General features: G+C 69.8%; 14 protein-coding genes. All 14 read left to right on the forward strand.

Going from position 1 to position 17256, the window contains the following annotated elements:
* Positions 1-29 precede the first annotated feature (29 nt).
* The 14 genes from ftsH (at position 30) to SD455_RS02955 (ending at position 17232) form a co-directional block, all read left to right on the forward strand.
* On the forward strand, positions 30-2054 hold the full coding sequence (ftsH, locus tag SD455_RS02890; RefSeq protein WP_070159122.1) for an ATP-dependent zinc metalloprotease FtsH: 2025 nt from the start codon (positions 30-32) through the stop codon (positions 2052-2054).
* Positions 2051-2665, forward strand: a complete 615-nt coding sequence (gene folE, locus SD455_RS02895; RefSeq protein ID WP_070159121.1) for a GTP cyclohydrolase I FolE — start codon at positions 2051-2053, stop codon at positions 2663-2665. The genes ftsH and folE overlap by 4 nt, the downstream gene beginning before the upstream one ends.
* 96 nt (positions 2666-2761) lie before the next feature.
* On the forward strand, positions 2762-3703 hold the full coding sequence (gene folP / locus SD455_RS02900) for a dihydropteroate synthase (protein WP_445507188.1): 942 nt from the start codon (positions 2762-2764) through the stop codon (positions 3701-3703).
* 589 nt (positions 3704-4292) lie between these two features.
* A complete protein-coding gene (locus SD455_RS02905) occupies positions 4293-5852 on the forward strand; it encodes a CHRD domain-containing protein (protein WP_311025477.1) in 1560 nt (519 codons plus the stop codon).
* Positions 5853-6045: 193 nt separating this feature from the next.
* Entirely contained in the window at positions 6046-7092 is a 1047-nt protein-coding gene (gene folK / locus SD455_RS02910) for a 2-amino-4-hydroxy-6-hydroxymethyldihydropteridine diphosphokinase (RefSeq protein WP_445507189.1), read from the forward strand.
* The gene (locus SD455_RS02915; RefSeq protein WP_445507190.1) at positions 7089-7784 is read left to right on the forward strand and encodes a DUF3180 domain-containing protein; all 696 of its coding nucleotides are present in this window, start codon (positions 7089-7091) and stop codon (positions 7782-7784) included. Before folK ends, SD455_RS02915 begins: the two co-directional genes overlap by 4 nt.
* Positions 7765-8274, forward strand: a complete 510-nt coding sequence (locus SD455_RS02920) for a PH domain-containing protein (RefSeq protein ID WP_445507191.1) — start codon at positions 7765-7767, stop codon at positions 8272-8274. Before SD455_RS02915 ends, SD455_RS02920 begins: the two co-directional genes overlap by 20 nt.
* Before the next feature lie 11 nt (positions 8275-8285).
* The gene (locus tag SD455_RS02925; RefSeq protein WP_445507192.1) at positions 8286-10391 is read left to right on the forward strand and encodes a PH domain-containing protein; all 2106 of its coding nucleotides are present in this window, start codon (positions 8286-8288) and stop codon (positions 10389-10391) included.
* Positions 10375-11295 (forward strand): Rossmann-like and DUF2520 domain-containing protein, encoded by a 921-nt coding sequence (locus SD455_RS02930; protein ID WP_445507193.1) that lies wholly within the window; start codon positions 10375-10377, stop codon positions 11293-11295. Before SD455_RS02925 ends, SD455_RS02930 begins: the two co-directional genes overlap by 17 nt.
* Before the next feature lie 233 nt (positions 11296-11528).
* On the forward strand, positions 11529-12476 hold the full coding sequence (gene panC / locus SD455_RS02935; RefSeq protein WP_445507194.1) for a pantoate--beta-alanine ligase: 948 nt from the start codon (positions 11529-11531) through the stop codon (positions 12474-12476).
* Between the two features lie 103 nt (positions 12477-12579).
* Positions 12580-14565, forward strand: a complete 1986-nt coding sequence (locus SD455_RS02940) for a M13 family metallopeptidase (protein WP_445507195.1) — start codon at positions 12580-12582, stop codon at positions 14563-14565.
* 149 nt (positions 14566-14714) lie between these two features.
* Positions 14715-16292 (forward strand): lysine--tRNA ligase, encoded by a 1578-nt coding sequence (lysS, locus tag SD455_RS02945; protein WP_070158658.1) that lies wholly within the window; start codon positions 14715-14717, stop codon positions 16290-16292.
* Between the two features lie 62 nt (positions 16293-16354).
* The gene (locus tag SD455_RS02950; RefSeq protein ID WP_070158659.1) at positions 16355-16579 is read left to right on the forward strand and encodes a hypothetical protein; all 225 of its coding nucleotides are present in this window, start codon (positions 16355-16357) and stop codon (positions 16577-16579) included.
* A gap of 350 nt (positions 16580-16929) precedes the next feature.
* Positions 16930-17232: a histone-like nucleoid-structuring protein Lsr2 gene (locus SD455_RS02955; RefSeq protein WP_070158660.1), complete on the forward strand. Its 303-nt coding sequence runs from the start codon at positions 16930-16932 to the stop codon at positions 17230-17232.
* Positions 17233-17256 lie beyond the last annotated feature (24 nt).

Below are 17256 nucleotides of genomic sequence, written 5' to 3' on the forward strand. Positions count from 1 at the left end.
GTGTACCCCCTTGTGTCTGACGGAGCTGCATGAACTTGAAGAAGATCTTCACCGGTCCGCTGTTCTGGATCCTCCTGGCGGTGGCGGCGCTGCTCATCGTGGTGCCCATGCTGTTCTCCTCGGGCCAGACCGGCGCCCGCGTGGACACCAATGTGGGCATGGAGCTCATCGCCGACGGCCAGGTCTCGGAGGCCAGGATCGACGACGGCGACCATCGCGTGGACCTGCATCTGACCGAGCCCTATGAGCAGGACGGGGAGGAGCTCGGCGACGTCGTCCACTTCCACTTCTCGCAGGCGCGGGCTGAGACCGTCGTCGATGCGATCGCCGAGGCGGACCTGGAGGGCTACACGGACGAGCCGGAGCAGTCGAACTGGCTGCTTTCGCTGCTGAGCTTCATGATCCCCTTCCTGCTGATCGCCCTGCTGTTCATCTGGTTGATCACCCGCATGTCCGGCGGCAACTCGCGGGTCATGCAGTTCGGCAAGTCCAAGGCCAAGATGTTCGACAAGGACATGCCGCAGGTGACCTTCCGCGACGTCGCCGGAGCTGAGGAAGCTGTGGAGGAGCTCCACGAGATCAAGGAGTTCCTCTCCGAGCCGGAGAAGTTCCAGCGCCTGGGCGCGAAGATTCCCAAGGGCGTTCTGCTCTACGGTCCGCCCGGCACCGGCAAGACGCTGCTGGCCAAAGCCGTGGCCGGTGAGGCCGGCGGCGCCTTCTACTCGATCTCCGGCTCCGACTTCGTGGAGATGTTCGTCGGCGTCGGCGCCTCCCGGGTGCGGGACCTGTTCAAGCAGGCCAAGGAGAACTCTCCGGCGATCATCTTCGTGGATGAGATCGACGCCGTCGGCCGCCAGCGCGGCGCCGGCGTGGGCGGCGGCAATGACGAGCGCGAGCAGACCCTGAACCAGCTGCTGGTGGAGATGGACGGCTTCGAGGCGAATGCGAACATCATCGTCATCGCCGCCACCAACCGTCCGGACGTCCTGGACCCCGCCCTGCTGCGCCCGGGGCGCTTCGACCGGCAGATCCCCGTGGAGGCCCCCGACTTCGCCGGTCGCCGGTCCATCCTCGAGGTCCACGCCAAGGGCAAGCCCATGGTGGAGGACCTGGACCTGGAGTCCATCGCTCGCAAGACCCCGGGGTACACGGGTGCGGATCTCGCGAACGTGCTCAACGAGGCGGCCCTGCTGACCGCCCGGTCCAACGCCGACCTCATCGACGACCGCGCCGTGGACGAGGCCATCGACCGCGTGATGGCCGGCCCGCAGAAGCGCACCCGGCTGATGAAGGACCACGAGCGCCGGGTCACCGCCTACCACGAGGGCGGCCACGCCCTGGTCGCCGCCGCCCTGAACTACTCGGCCCCGGTCACCAAGATCACCATCCTGCCGCGCGGCCGCGCCCTGGGCTACACCATGGTGGTCCCGGAGGATGACAAGTACTCCACCACCCGCAACGAGCTGCTGGACCAGATCTCCTATGCCATGGGTGGGAGGGTCGCCGAGGAGATCGTGTTCCACGACCCCTCCACGGGGGCGGCCAACGACATCCAGAAGGCCACCGACACGGCACGGAAGATGGTCACCGACTACGGCATGAGCGCCAGGGTGGGGTCCGTGAAGCTCGGGTCCGGGGACACCAGTCCGTTCCTGGGCCGGGAGATGGCCACCGGCAAGGAGTACTCCGAGGAGCTGGCGGCGATCGTCGACGCCGAGGTCCGCGCCATCATCGAGGAGGCGCACGACGAGGCCTACTGGGCGCTCACGGAGAACCGGCACGTGCTGGACCGACTGGCCGAGGAGCTGCTCCGCGTCGAGACCCTCAATGCCCACGAGGTCGCGGCGATCTTCCATGACGTGAAGAAGCGACCGCATCGGCAGGTCTGGGAGTCCTCCCCGGAACGGCCCATCATCATCACCTCCGAGACCGTCGCGGACTCGCCCGATCCTGCTGACGGGGAGTTCATCGGCACCGAGCCCGGCGAGGCCGCCGGTGAGACGGCTCGCGAGACGGCCGACGAGACCTCTGAGGCCGGGGAGGACGTCCGATGAGCAGCACGATCACCACCCCTGGCAGCCCCGAGCTGCCGCAGGACGCTCCGGTGGACCTGCCGCGCATCGAGGCCGCCGTGCGGGAGATCCTGGTCGCCGTCGGCGAGGATCCGGAGCGGGACGGCCTGAAGGACACCCCGGGGAGGGTGGCGCGGGCCTATCAGGAGGCCTTCCGGGGCCTGCATGAGGACCCTGCCGAGCTGCTGGCCACCACCTTCGACATCGGCCATGAGGAGCTCGTCCTCGTCCGCGACATCCCGTTCTACTCCATGTGCGAGCACCACCTGGTGCCGTTCTTCGGCCACGCGCACATCGGCTACATCCCGTCGGCCGACGGAAAAGTCACCGGGCTGAGCAAGCTGGCGCGCCTGGTGGACATCTTCGCCAAGCGCCCCCAGGTGCAGGAGAACCTCACCACGGAGGTGGTCGAGGCGCTCATGGCGCACCTGGAGCCGCTGGGTGCGATCGTCGTCGTCGAATGCGAGCACCTGTGCATGTCCATGCGCGGGGTCTCGAAGCCCGGCGCGAAGACCATCACCTCAGCGGTGCGCGGACAGCTCCGTGACGCCGCGACCCGATCGGAGGCCATGAGCCTCATCCTGCACCGCTGAGCATCGCCCGCGCCGCCCCCGACGATGGGGTGCGGACGCGGACGGCGAGCCCTGACCAGGGCGGCCCGGCGGCACACCACCCCAAGGAGGACCCTGATGGACACCATGGGCGCAGCCCCGGGCACAGGCCCGAACACCGGACCCGTGAGCGTGGTCCGCCGCGCGGCGGCGAAGAAGACGGTGGCCGACCTGCCCACCGACAGGACGCTGGTGATGGGCATCCTGAACGTCACCTCGGACTCGTTCTCCGACGGCGGCCGGTTCGTGGCCCCGGCGGACACAGTGGTCGACCACGAGTCCGCCGTCCATGCCGGGCTCTCCCAGCACTACGCGGGCGCGGACATCGTCGACGTCGGCGGAGAGTCCACCCGACCCGGCGCCGACCCCGTGGAGCCGGAGGAGGAGCAGCGCCGCATCCTCCCGGTGCTGGAGGCGCTGTTCACCGGTGGCGCGGTGGTCTCGGTGGACACCCGCCACCCCTCCACCGCTGCGGCGGCGATCGCGGCGGCCCCCGGGCCGGAGCACCTGATCATCAACGACGTCTCGGGGATGGTGACCGCCGCGGAGATGCCGCAGGTCGTCGCCGACGGCGGCGTGCGGGTCATCATCACGCACAACCGGGGCGATGCGCAGACCATGCAGTCCCGCGCGCAGTACGACGACGTGGTCGCCGAGGTGGTCGCCGAGCTGCAGCAGATCCGCGACCGCTACCTCGACGCCGGGGTCCCGGCGGAGAGGATCATTCTGGATCCGGGCATCGGCTTCGCGAAGACCGCCGCCCAGAGCTGGGAGCTGCTGCGCCACCTGGACCGCATCGTGGCCCTGGGGCATCCGGTTCTGCTGGGCGTCTCCCGGAAGGGCTTCCTGGGCGAACTGCTGGCCCGCTCCGGCGCCCCGCGCGAGGCTCAGGGGCGGGACGCCGCCACGCTGGCCCTGAACGCCCTGGCGGCCCAGGCCGGCGTCTGGGCCGTGCGTGTCCACGACGTCGAGCCGACGGTAGACGCGATGAAGGCGGTCGGCGCCCTGCGGCGGGCCTGAGCGCCGTCCGGAGGCCGGCGACGGCGGCCCTCCGGTCTCCACGGGTGTTCGTCGGCCTCCGATGTTTTCCTTGGCGCCATGAACCTCATTATGAAGCACTCTTTTCATAAAAATAGCGACGTGGGCCACCCCGTCGATTCGGGCATCTGAGCGCCGAGAGGGTCTGCGTCTTCCCGCAGTCGCCTCAGATGTCATGGCGGCGTGGCAGCTGTCGCGTTTCAGTCCATCGATTCCGGGTGAGGCGCCGGGGGTTGCGGTGAGATGCCGTCTCGACAGGGCGTCGACCCCTGTGGTTACTGGGGAGTCGGGGTTCGTCACCTTCGGTCACGGAGGGGGTTTCTGGTGATACCCGAGGCGGTGATGCTCAAGCGCTTCAGGGCTTGCCTGGCCCGGATGGCTGTCGTGAACGGGCGTGGTGCAGACTGCATCGGCATCTCCAAGCCTCTTGACTGACCTGACGATGGTTGCATAGTGTCACCTTCGGAGGGGAATCCTCCCCGGGGGGCTTGATTCCAGCACCTGTATGGCATTGATGGCATGTCAAGACTGCTTGATGAGCCCTTCGGAATGCGAAAGAAAGGGCATCACAATGACTAGCAGGTTCGCGGACGTCAGCCGGAGATGGCTGAAGACCGCAGCGACGACGGCGGCCACCTCCGCGCTCGTCATCGGCGGCGGCATCGCCACGGCGGCCGCCGGACACGCCGCCAATGACCATGACGGGCACGATGGACACGATGGGCACGAGGGCGGTGACGCCTGCGAGTTCTTCCTGGAGCACATGTGGGCCAACGAGGACGGCATTCCGCTGCTCGGAAGCTTCGCCCACGTGAACGAGTACCACACCGATCCCGCCTACGAGAACCTGGTCCTCTCGCTAGCGAGCGGCGCCATCGGGAACTCCGAGATGCCGATCATCGACATCTACGGCGGGCCCCTGGGCTGGATTCCCGTCTTCAACCCCTCGCACGTCAAGGGCCACAACACCGACTACGTCACGCTGCTGACCTCTTGCGGCGGCATCGGCATCCCGCTGGACAGCAATGATCTGACTGCGTTGGACGTGCCCTCGGCGGACGAGCTGGCGGACCTGTCGGACCTGATCATCCCGGGACTGCCCACCCCGGAGATGCTGACCTCGGACTACCTGTGGGAGACCACTGACGCCTCCGCCATCCTGGACCGGGTCACTCCGGAGACGCTGCTCAACCTGGAGGAGTACGTCGGGTTCGCCGGGGACCACTTCGACACCTGGCGGCTCCTGTGGGAGACCGCGCTGGACGATGTGACTAGCGGGAACCCCACCGGGACCCTGGAGCTGCTGCAGATCACCGAGAACATCAACACCCTGCAGTCGCTCTCCGACGTCGTCGGCGACGACGCCCTGGGTGACCTCCTCGGGGAGGGCGACCTCGGCGAGCTCCTCGACGCCGGTGACCTGGAGAGCATCCTGGAGCTGGACGGGCTCCTGGACGAGAGCGGCCTCGGCGGTCTCCTCGACGCCGGTGAGCTGGACGGCCTGCTGGAGCTCGAGGGCCTGCTCGACGAGGGTGGTCTGGACGGAGTCCTGGATGAGGGCGGTCTTGACGGCCTCGTCGGTGACGGCGGACTGGAGGACCTGCTGAGCCAGGACGGACTGGACGGCCTGCTGGAGCTCGAGGGCCTGCTCGACGAGGGCGGCGTGGAAGGCCTGCTGGGCGGACTCGGTCTGGACGGCCTGCTCGACGGTCTCCTCGGCGGCGACGACGGTCTCCTCGGCAGCGGCGGCCTCGGCGGCCTGCTGGGCGGCGGAGGCGACTCCGGCGACACCGACGGCGATGCCTCCGTCACCACCGAGTACACCGTGCTGCTGGGCGGCACCGAGTCCTCCGGGCTGGGCCAGTGCGACGGCACCCTGACCGGCAATTCGCTGACGGTCAACTGCCTCTACGCCGGCACCACCTCGGACGTCACCGGCGTGACCCTGCACACCGGCGGCAGCGACCTCGAGCTGACGGCCACCGGCGGCACCAGCGGCGCAGCCGGCGGCAGCTTCGAACTGACCGACGAGCAGGTCGCCGCGCTGCAGGCCGGTGACGCAACCGTCACCATCACCACCACAGGTTCTGCCGGCGGTGAGCTCAGCGGCAACGTCTCGCAGTGCGGCTGACTCACTGAGCCCTCAGGTCCGGTGACGTGACCTGACCAGTGCACAGGGGGTGGAACCCCGGGGGAATCCCGGAGTTCCACCCCCTTGTTCTGTCCTCGTCGGTTCTGTGCTCGTCGGCGCCAGTCCTATGCTCGTCGGGGTCGATGATGCGGCGCGGGTTCAGGATCGGCCCGGAATGGGAGAAGGTAGAGGCATGCGCAGCGACATGATCCGCCTGACCGGCGTCACCGCCGTCGGCCATCACGGGGTCTTCGAGTTCGAGAGGCGGCAGGGCCAGCCCTTCCGCGTGGACGCCGAGCTCGCGGTGGACCTGAGGGCGGCCGGCCGTTCGGACGCCCTGCAGGACACGGTCTCCTACGTGGACATCGCGGAGCGCATCGAAGCGGCCATCACCGGGGAACCCTATGACCTCATCGAGGCGCTGGCCCAGAAGATCGCTGCCGACGTCCTCTCCGCCGATCATCGCATCGAGGCGGCGAGCATCACCGTCCACAAGCCGGAGGCGCCTCTGGAGCAGAGCTTCGCCGACGTCGCGGTCACGGTCCACCGGACCCGTGCTGAGCTGCAGGGTGGACGGATCCTCACCCGCACCGCGGCCGTCGGCGGCTATGACACCGTCTCCCTCGCCGACCAGGCCGACGCGGCCGAAGCCGGCGACCAGCACGCCTCTCCCTCGGCGCGGCGCGGCGCCGGGTCCCATGGCGTGGGTCGTGGGTCTGCCCTCCGCGACCCGGACCTGCCCGCGAGCTTCCCGGTGCGCGCCGTGCTCGCGCTGGGCTCCAACCTGGGCGACTCGGCGCAGATCCTCGACGACGCCGTCGCCGCCCTGGACGGGTCCGATCAGGTGGACGTCCTGAACACCTCTCCTCGCGCGCTCACCGCCCCAGTGGGCGGGCCCGTCGGGCAGCCCGACTTCCTCAACCAGGTGGTCGAGGTGGAGACCTCCCTGTCGCCCCACGCCCTGCTCGACGTCGCCCAGCGGATCGAGGCGGAGCACCACCGCACCCGCGAGGTCCGCTGGGGCCCGCGCACCCTCGATGTCGACATCATCACCTACGCCGGGGCGCATGTGGACTCACCCCGGCTGACCGTGCCCCATCCGCGGGCCGCCGAACGGGCCTTCGTGCTGCTGCCGTGGTCCTGGATGGACCCCATCGCGCTGCTCGACGGCGTCCCGGTGCGGCAGCTCGCCGCCGAGGCCGCCGACGTCGACGGTGTGCGCCCGGAGGTCACCTCATGACCACGCTGCAGCCCATGTGGCTGATGATCATCACCGCCGCCTCGGCGCTGGTCGGGCTCGTGGCCACCGTGCTCATGGTCACCCGGGGCTTCGGTTCCCCCGTGCTGGCCCCGGTCTCGCTGATCACCCTGGGCGGCATCGGGCTGGTGGTCCTGGGCCTGGGTATGGTGGTGTGGTGGGACCAGCGCGGCCTGGAGAAGGACGCTGACCAGGCGCGACGCGACGGTGAGCGACAGGACGCGGACCGGCGCTCCGGGAGACGGGGACCGCGGCGCGGGCGACGTCTGCACCCGCTGGAGGCCGCCCGCGTGGTGGTCGCCGCGCAGGCCTGCGGCTATGCGGGCGCAGTGATCGCCGGCTGGCACGCCGGTGTGCTGATCGACCTGGGCCCCACCGCGGGGCTCGCCGCGCCGAACGCCCACGCGGCGCTGCTGATGATCATCGGCGGCCTGGCGTGGGTGATCATCGGTTTTGTGGTGGAGCAGCTCTGCCGCATTCCGCCGGACCGCGGCGACGACGGCGGGCGGCCCGCGCGCCGGCCCCGGCGCGACTTCGGCCAGGAGCCTGGGACCGCAGGAGGGGCGGCACGCGAAGCCGCTCCTGACGTCGGATCGACCTATGGACACGCGCTGCGCGGCCCGCGCCGCGCCCACGCACGAACTGAGGAGGGACATGCCGGCGGAACCCATTGACCCGGCGGGAGTGACCTGGACCCGGGTCGACGAGCGGTACATCACGGTGCGCATGATCTCCGCGGTGATCGGATGGGCGGTGACGCTGCTGATCATCGCCGTGCCTGTCGTGCTCGACCTGGCAGACGTGATCAGCCTGCCCCAGTGGCTGGTGCTGGTGGTCGTCATCGGTGCGGTCCTCTGGGCAGCCGCCGATCTGATCCTCATCCCGCGCCGCATCCGCGCCATCGGGTACCACGAGCGCGCCGATGACCTGCTCATCCGCCGCGGTCTGCTGTTCCAGAAGGTGGTGGCCGTCCCGTACGGCCGCCTGCAGTATGTGGACATCGAGGCCGGGCCGCTGATGCGCCACTTCCACGTGTGCACCGTACAGCTGAAGACCGCCTCCGCCGGGACCGACGCCGTCATCCCCGGAGCCCACCGGGACGAGGGGGCCCGGCTGCGCGAAGAGCTGCCGGCCCGCGGCCAGGCCCGCCTGGCCGGCCTGTGAGGGGGCGAGAGATGACAGAGGCCCAGCCTGACGAGAAGTGGTTCGACGAGACCTGGACGAAGGTCCACCCGCTGAGTCCCTTCGTGCGCGGCTGGCTGACGGTGATCGCCGTGCCCGGCATCGTCTTCGGCTACAACTGGGAGATCTGGGCGGATCTGTGGAACCTGTGGCGCTCCGGCGAGCTGTGGGACCAGGTGGACCGCAACCCGGTGGCGTTCCTGGCCGGCGGCGGAGGGCTCATCCTGCTGGTGCTGGTGGTCTTCGGAGGGTTTCTGCTCTCGTGGTGGTTCACCCGATACAAGATCACCGACGAGCACGTGATGGTGAAGTCCGGCATCTTCGTGCGTCAGCACCGGCAGGCCCGCATCGACCGGGTGCAGGCCGTGGACCTGCGCCAGCCGCTGCTGGCCCGGATCACCGGTCTGGCGGAGCTGAAGTTCGAGGTGGCTGAAGGAGACGGCACCGCCGCGACGCTGGCCTTCCTGAAGAAGGGCCAGGCCGAGCAGCTGCGGGCCGACATCATGGACCGTGCCTCCGGGCGTGCCCAGTGGCGCCGCCAGCAGGCCGAGGCGGCGGCCTCCCCGGGCGCCGCTCAGACTGACGGGTTCGGAGCCGTGCCGCCAGGTCCCCCCGGTGACCGGCCTCCTCAGGGCCCGTCGGCGTCTCTCCCTCCGGGGCAGGTCATGCCGCCTGCCGAGCCGGCGCCGCTGTTCCAGGACGTGCCCGACCGGGAGATCACCCGGGTGCCCACCGGGCGCCTGATCGGCTCGGTCCTCATGGGCTGGGGGACGGTGTTCCTGCTGATCATCGCCGGGGCGGGTCTCATCGCCGCGGTGGTCGGCGGCATCGTGTCCCTCTCGATGGGCGTTGAGGACCCCTTGGGGCAGGCGGGGGCCGTGATCGGCACCGTCGGTGTGGCGGTCCTTCCCGGCCTCATCCCGGTGGGGATTGCCGTGGTGGCGGTCTACTACCAGCAGTTCAGCGGCGGATTCCGGTTCACCGCCACCATGACCGGTGCCGGGCTGCGGATGCGCTACGGCCTGCTGGAGACCACCACCCAGACCGTCCCGCCGGGACGGGTGCAGGCGCTGCAGATCCACCAGCCGCTGCTGTGGCGGTCCTGCGGCTGGTTCCGGGTGCTCGTGGTCGTCGCCGGCTACGGATCAGGAGAGAACCGTTCGGTGCTGCTGCCGGTGGGACGCCGCGAAGACGTCATGGCGGTCACCGCGGAGATGTTCCCCGATCTGCAGGTGCCGTATCCGGAGCAGCTGGTCAGTGAGGGCCTCACCGGCTCCGGCACGGCAGGAGGCTTCACCGAGGTGCCGCGGCGCGCACGGATCTTCGACCCGTTCGTGCGGCGTCGGCGAGGGTTCTGCACCACGCCTGCGGCGGTGATGTTCCGTGACGGGCGCCTGTCCCGCCGGCTCACCCTGATCTCGCATGAGCGGATCCAGTCGCTGGCCCTGCTGCAGGGGCCGTGGCAGCGAGCCAAGCGCCTGGCGGACGTCCATCTGCACACGCCGGCTGGCCCGTTCCAGGTGCAGCTGGCCAATCAGGACCTCGACGCCGCCCACTGGCTGTTCGAGAACGAGGCGCGTCGAGCCGCCGTCGCCCGACGCATGAGCGACCGGAACCAGTGGATGCTCCCCGAAGAGCTCCACGAGTTCGAGCGTATGGTCAGCCAGACCCGCTCCCAGTCCGCGGACGGCTCTGTGGCCGCCGCCTCGGAGCCCGAGGGTCCCGTCGCTGGCCCGCCGTACTCAGGACAGCAGCACCCAGGTCAGCCGTACTCAGGCCAGTCATACTCCGCGCTGCCGCCGCAGCCTCCCGGGCCGTCCGCGCAGCCTCCGAGGACCCCCGCCCCGGGGAACCCTGGCCCGTGGCAGCCCGGTGCTCACCAGCCGCAGCAGCCGTACCAGCCGCAGCAGCCGTACCAGCCGTACCAGCCGCAGCAGCCGCAGCAGCCGGGTCAGCCGGGCGAGCCTCCGCGCAGCCCCGCCCCGCCTGCCGCCCCGCCTGCTGCACCGCCGCCCGGGCCGCAGCCCGGTCAGCCGCCGCATCCGCGCCCATACCCCGAGCCCCGTCCCGACGAGGAGCCCGATGAACGTCGTCGCTGATCCGTATCCGAGCGAGAAGGAGCCCTCGCAGCGGGACGGCCGTCTCGGCGTCGGAATCATCTCGGCGGGTAAGGTGGGGGCGGTGCTGGGTGCCGCGCTGCGCGGCGCGGGCCACCAGGTGGTGGGGGTGCACGCCGTCTCGGAGGCCTCCCGCAGCCGTGCGGAGTCTCTGCTGGACGGGGTCCCGATCCTGGAGATCCCGGAGATCCTGCGCCGCTCCGAGCTGGTGCTGCTGGCCGTGCCGGACGACGCGCTCGCCGACGTCGTCTCCGGCGCCGCCGAGGCCGGATATTTCCAGGCCGGCCAGCTGGTCATCCACACCTCGGGTCGCTATGGCACCGATGTGCTCGCCCCGGCTCAGCAGGCCGGCGCGATCACCCTGGCCGTCCACCCGGCGATGACCTTCACAGGGCTCACCATGGACCTGCAGCGGCTCAACGCCTGCGCGTTCGCAGTGACGGCCCCGGCGCCCGTGCTGCCCATCGCCCAGGCCCTGGTGGTGGAGATGGGCGGAGAGCCCGTCACCGTCTCCGAGTCCGACCGAGGCATCTATCACGCGGCCCTCGCCCATGCTTCGAACCACCTGAACACCATCACCGGGCAGGCGTCCGAGATGCTGCGCGGCATCGGGGTGGAGGCCCCGGACCGCGTGCTCGGCCCCCTGATGCAGGCGAGCCTGGACAATGCGCTCGCCTCCGGGGAGGGCGCGCTGACCGGCCCCATCGCGCGCGGCGACGTGGGCACCGTGGCGCGGCACGTCCAGCTGCTCAGTGAGTCCGAGCTGTCGGCCGACATCCGCACCGCCTATGTGCAGATGGCCCGGGCCACCGCGCAGCGGGCCCTGGACCGCGGGCTCATCAGCTCCACCCAGGCGGCCGCGATCCTCGACGTGCTCACCGACTGAGCAGCGGCGGGCGGTCACCCGCCGCACCGCGCCGGCGCCAGCCCTACCGCGTCGGCGCCCGCCCCACCGCGTCGCCGCCCGCCCCACACATCGAGGAGTCACTTCCCCGCGCATCATCCCCCGGGTGACGCGCGTCAGGAGGCGGAGATGCACGGGGAACTGACGCCTCGATCACCGTCACACAGTCCCGAGACGTCTGCGGGCACTCGTCGCGGCCGGACTACGATGGACCGGTGACAGCACCGCAGGTCCTCACCACCGTCTCCGCCTACCGCGCCGCCCTGGCCGAGCTGCTCAGCGCCCGGCGCGCCGCCGGCGTCGCCCGCCCCACGGTGAGTCTGGTGCCCACCATGGGAGCTCTGCACTCCGGGCACGCCGCGCTCGCCGATGCCGCCCGCGCCGAGGCGGACATCGTGGTGGCCTCGATCTTCGTGAACCCGCTGCAGTTCGACGATCCCGAGGACTTCCGTCACTATCCGCGCAGCCTCGACTCCGACGTCGAGCTCCTCACCGCCCACGGCGTGGACCTGGTCTTCGCCCCGGAGGTGGAGGAGATGTACCCGGGCTACCCGGACGGACCCTTGGTGCGGGTCAGCGCGGGGGAGCTCGGCCGCCGGTGGGAAGGGGGCTCTCGTCCGGGGCACTTCGACGGGGTGGTCACCGTGGTCGCCAAGCTGTTCAGCATCATGTCTCCGCCGGTCACGGCCGACGTCGGAGCGCGCTTCGAGTCCTGGTTCGGGGAGAAGGACGCCGAGCAGCTGGCGATCATCCGCCGCATGGTCGCCGACCTGGACCTTGAGGTCACCATCCGGTCGCTGCCGATCGTCCGCGACGCCGACGGCCTGGCGCTGTCCAGCCGCAACCAGCGCCTCAGTGCGCAGGAGCGTCAGCATGCCCTGCGGCTGGTGGAGGCGCTGTCCACGCTGGCTCGGCGTGCTGAGGCGGGCCAGAGGCTCGACGTCGACGGCGTCGTCTCGGCGCTGCGTGCCGCCGAGGGGGTGGAGCTGGACTACCTGGTGGTGGCGGACCCCCAGACCCTGCGTCCCGCCGCGCTGCCCGCCGACGGAGTCCTGGAGCGGGAGGCCCTCGCGCTGGTCGCCGCCCGGGTCGGTCCCGTGCGGCTCATCGACAACATGATGCTGCGCCCCACGATTCTGCGCCCCGCGAACAGGGAGATGTGACACAGGCCGCACGACATGTGAAACAGTTGCTTCAAGAAAAGATCCCACGGATCTCCGGATCGCCTCCGATCCGACCCCACCCGAGACGAAGGAGCCGGCAGACGTGACCGACACCCCCACCACCACGGCGACCCCGACCTTCCCCTACCTGGACCCGGCCACCCGCCCCCAGGACGACCTGCAGCGCCACGTCAACGGCGAATGGCTCAAGACCGCCGAGATCCCCGCGGACCTCGACGCCTACGGCTCCTTCATCGAGCTGCGCGACAAGTCCGAGGCTGACGTGCGCGCCATCCTCGAAGACGCCGCCGCCGGCTCCACGGACCTGGGGGACGACGCCGTCGCCGCCCGCATCGGTGACTTCTACGCCGCCTTCATGGACGCCGAGCGCGCCGAGAAGCTGAAGCTCGCCCCCATCCAGCCCATGCTCGACGCCCTCGACGCCGTCTCCTCTCCTGCCGAGCTGCTCCGCCTGTCCGCCTCCTGGCAGCGGTACGGCGTGGACGGGCTGCTCGCCGCCGGGGCCAGCCGCGACGCCGGTGACCCCGAGCGGGTCCTGTGGCACATCATCCAGGACGGGCTCGGGCTGCCCGATGAGTCCTACTACCGCGAAGAGCAGCTCGCCGACACGCTGTCCTCCTACCGCGAGCACCTCAGCCGCTTCCTGGCGCTGGGCGGAGTGGCCGACGCCGAGCAGGCCGCCGCCGACGTCGTCGCCCTGGAGACCGTGATCGCCTCCCACCACTGGGACCGGGTGGCCACCCGTGACGCGCAGAAGCGCTACAACCTGCGCACCCGCGAACAGGTCATCGCCGAGATGCCGCTGATCACCGAGGCGCTGGCCGGCTGGCGGCTCACCGACTCCCAGTCGGCGGAGATCGTCCTGGCCCAGCCGGACGTGCTGCCCGCCATGCAGACTGCGCTCACCGAACAGCCGCTCGAGCACTGGAAGCACTGGCTGCGCGCCCAGCTGCTGCGCTGGGCCGCCCCGCTGCTGCACAGTGCGCTCGTCCAGGAGCACTTCTCCTTCTACTCCCAGGTGCTCGGCGGCGCCCAGGAGCTCAAGGAGCGGTGGAAGCGCGGGGTCGCGCTGACCAACTCCTGCCTGGGGGAGGACGTGGCCCGGATCTACGTGCAGCGCCACTACCCGCCGCAGGCCAAGGCCAGGATGGACGAGCTCATCGACGCGCTGGTCGAGGCCTACCGTCGCTCCATCTCCACCCTGGAATGGATGGGGGAGGAGACCCGGGCCAAGGCCCTGGAGAAGCTCGAGGCGTTCCGGCCGATGGTCGGGTACCCCGCGCGCTGGATCGACTACGGCGACGTCGCGGTGGACCGCGGCGACGCCGTCGGCAACGTGATCAGCGCCGCCGTCGCCGAGTGGAACCGGGACGTGAAGGAGATCGACGAGGGCCCGGACCCTGAGAAGTGGCACATGACCCCGCAGACGGTCAACGCCTACTACCACCCGCTGGAGAACGTGATCTGCTTCCCGGCGGCCATCCTGCAGCCCCCGTTCTTCTCCGCCGAACGGGACATGGCCACCAACTTCGGGGCGATCGGTGCGGTCATCGGGCATGAGATCGGTCACGGCTTCGACGACCAGGGCTCCCGCTATGGTGCCGACGGTTCGCTGACCAACTGGTGGTCCGACGCCGACCGGACCGCCTTCGAGGAGCGTACGTCCGCGCTGGTGGAGCAGTACTCCGCCCTGGCGCCGTCGGTGGCGCCGGAGCACCATGTCAACGGGGAGCTCACCCTGGGGGAGAACATCGGGGACCTCGGCGGCCTGGGGATCGCCCACCAGGCATACCGGATCTGGCTGGACCAACAGGGCCTCACGGAGGCGGACGACGTCGTCGAGGGCCTCTCCGGCGACCAGCGGTACTTCTTCGCCTGGGCCCAGGCCTGGCGGCAGATCGTGCGTCGCGAGCGGGCCATCACGCTGATCAGCATCGACCCGCACTCCCCGGCGGAGATCCGGGCCAACCAGGTGGTGAAGAACCTGGACGCCTTCCACGAGGCCTTCGGCACCGCCGAGGGCGACGGCATGTACCTGGCGCCCGAGCAGCGCGTGACCATCTGGTGAGGTGAACACCGGCAGGCCGACGACGGCGGCCCTGTGCTCCACCGGTCGACGGCGGCCTCCGCGGCGTCGCCGTCGGCCGAGCTCGGGGGCGCTCTGGTGTCACGGGCTGTGGTGATGGGCCGGTGCGGCGGCGCGTAGAATGGGGCACCGTGAGTGCTCAGAATCCCGCCGCCCGTGACCTCGACACCAACGACCAGCGCGCCGTGCGCATGGACAAGCGTGCCCGGCTGCTCGCCGAGGGCGTCCAGCCCTACCCAGTGACGGTGGAACGCACCTCCTCCCTGGCCGAGGTGCGTGAGCGCTTCCCGGACCTGGAGCCTGGCGCCTCCACCGGGGAGACCGTCTCGGTCACCGGCCGGGTCATGTTCATCCGCAACACCGGCAAGCTGTGCTTCGCCACCCTGCAGGAGGGCGGGCCGGACGGCCATGGCGCCCGGCTGCAGGCGATGCTCTCCCTGGCCGAGGTTGGCGAGGAGGCCCTGGCGCAGTGGAAGTCCCTGGTGGACCTGGGCGACCACGTGCGGGTGACCGGTGAGGTCATCGCCTCCCGGCGCGGTGAGCTGTCCGTGATGGCCAGCTCCTTCGAGGTCGCGTCCAAGGCGATCCGTCCGCTGCCGGTGCTGCACGCGGAGCTCAACGAGGAGACGCGGGTGCGGCAGCGCTATGCGGACCTGATCGTCCGTGATGAGGCCCGCGAGATGGTCTACCGGCGTGCCGCGATCACGCGCTCCATCCGTGACACCCTCCACGGGCGCGGCTACGTCGAGGTCGAGACTCCGATGCTGAACCTGATCCACGGCGGCGCCCAGGCCCGGCCGTTCGAGACGCACCTGAACGCCTTCGACCAGGACATGACGCTTCGCATCGCCACCGAGCTGTACCTGAAGCGTGCGGTGGTGGGCGGGATCGACCGGATCTTCGAGATCGGCCGGGTCTTCCGCAACGAGGGCGTGGACTCCACGCACTCTCCCGAGTTCACGACCCTGGAGTCCTATGAGGCCTGGGCGGACATGTACATCATGGCCGACCGGATGAAGGAGATGATCCTCAACGCCGCCGACGCCGTCGGTGCGGGCCGGCAGATCGAGACCGAGCACGGCGTGGTGGACCTCGACGGCGAATGGGCGTGGATCAGCGTGTACCCGGGCCTGTCGGAGGCTGTCGGCCAGGAGGTCACCCCGGAGACCGATGTGGAGACACTGCGGGCGATTGCGGACCGCCACGAGGTGGCGGCGAATCCGGCATGGGATGCTCAGAAGCTGGTGATCGAGCTGTTCGGCGAGATCGTCGAGCCGACGCTGATCCAGCCGACGTTCGTCTGCGACTATCCGCCGGCCGCCCAGCCGCTGGCTCGGGAGCACCGCGAGAAGCCTGGCGTCATCGAGGCCTGGGACCTGATCATCGGCGGCATGGAGCGCGGCACGGCCTTCTCCGAGCTGATCGACCCGGTCGTCCAGCGGGAGCGTCTGGTGGAGCAGTCCCGCAAGGCCGCCGGCGGGGACGACGAAGCCATGCAGTTCGACGAGGACTTCCTGCGCGCGCTGGAGTACGGCGCACCGCCCATGGGCGGCATCGGTCTGGGCATCGACCGCCTGGTGATGCTGTTCACCGGTGCGGGGATCCGCGAGACGATCCTGTTCCCGTTGCTGAAGCCCGAGGCGGCCGACGCCGGTGCTGAGAACACCGTGGAGAAGCCGACGGCCGAGCCCGCGACCGCCCAGCGATGAATCCTCTGGCGACGTGTTTCGTCACATCCGACGCGTGAACCTGATGACAGGCAGGGAATGACATGGAGACTTTCTGGACCTATTTCCAGGTGCTGGCGCCTTCGGTAGGTGTCGGCCTGGTCTTCTGGCTGGCCATTCGTGCGATCTTCCGAGCCGACCGGAAGGAGCGCGCCATGGAGGCCGAGGTGCGCCGGGAGCTCGCCGCGGAGCGGCCTGATCCCCGCCCTGACGCGGCTCAGGCGCCGTCGGCGCCGTCTCCGGGTTCTGCGGACGCCTCGCGCGCCTGAGGCCCTTCTGGACAGGATCCGGCGGCCCGGTGGGCGGCCGGATCCTGTCATGCCGGCAGCGCTGACCAGACGATGCATTCTTTTGACCACTTTCCTGGGAATTACCTGAATGATCGTCAGTTGACGATAATTGTCTTTTGTTGAAAGACTGGAACTGACAACGGTGTCCATCTGGCGCGAGATTCAGAGGTCAGTGCTTCTCGTCCTTCGAGGTGTCTCTGAGATCGACGCACTTCGCCCACTCTGGTCGGGGTGTGAATCCAGGAAATCGCCGAGAAACCCGCCGGTCGATCAGTGAGGACTCTTCGTGAGATCTCGTGTTCGACCCTATGTTGAGCAGTGAGGTGCTTATGGCCCAGAAAGTTGAAGTCGTCCTGGTCGATGACCTTGATGGCAGCGAGGCGAAAGAGACTGTGACATTCGGTCTCGATTCTCGCTTCTACGAGATCGACTTGAGCGAAGAGCATGCCAAGGAACTGCGTGAGCTGCTGAAGAAGTACATCCGCAAGGGACGGGCGATCGCCCCGCCGTCGCCGCAGAACGAGGCGCGCAAGATCCGTGAATGGGCGATCAAGAACGGCTACCAGGTCTCCAGCCGCGGGCGACTGCACCGCGACATCGTCGAGGCCTATCGCAACGCGAAGAAGCGCTGAGCCGACGCCCCGTTCCCCAGCGCA

It is taken from the genome of Nesterenkonia sp. K-15-9-6, from assembly GCF_052656005.1.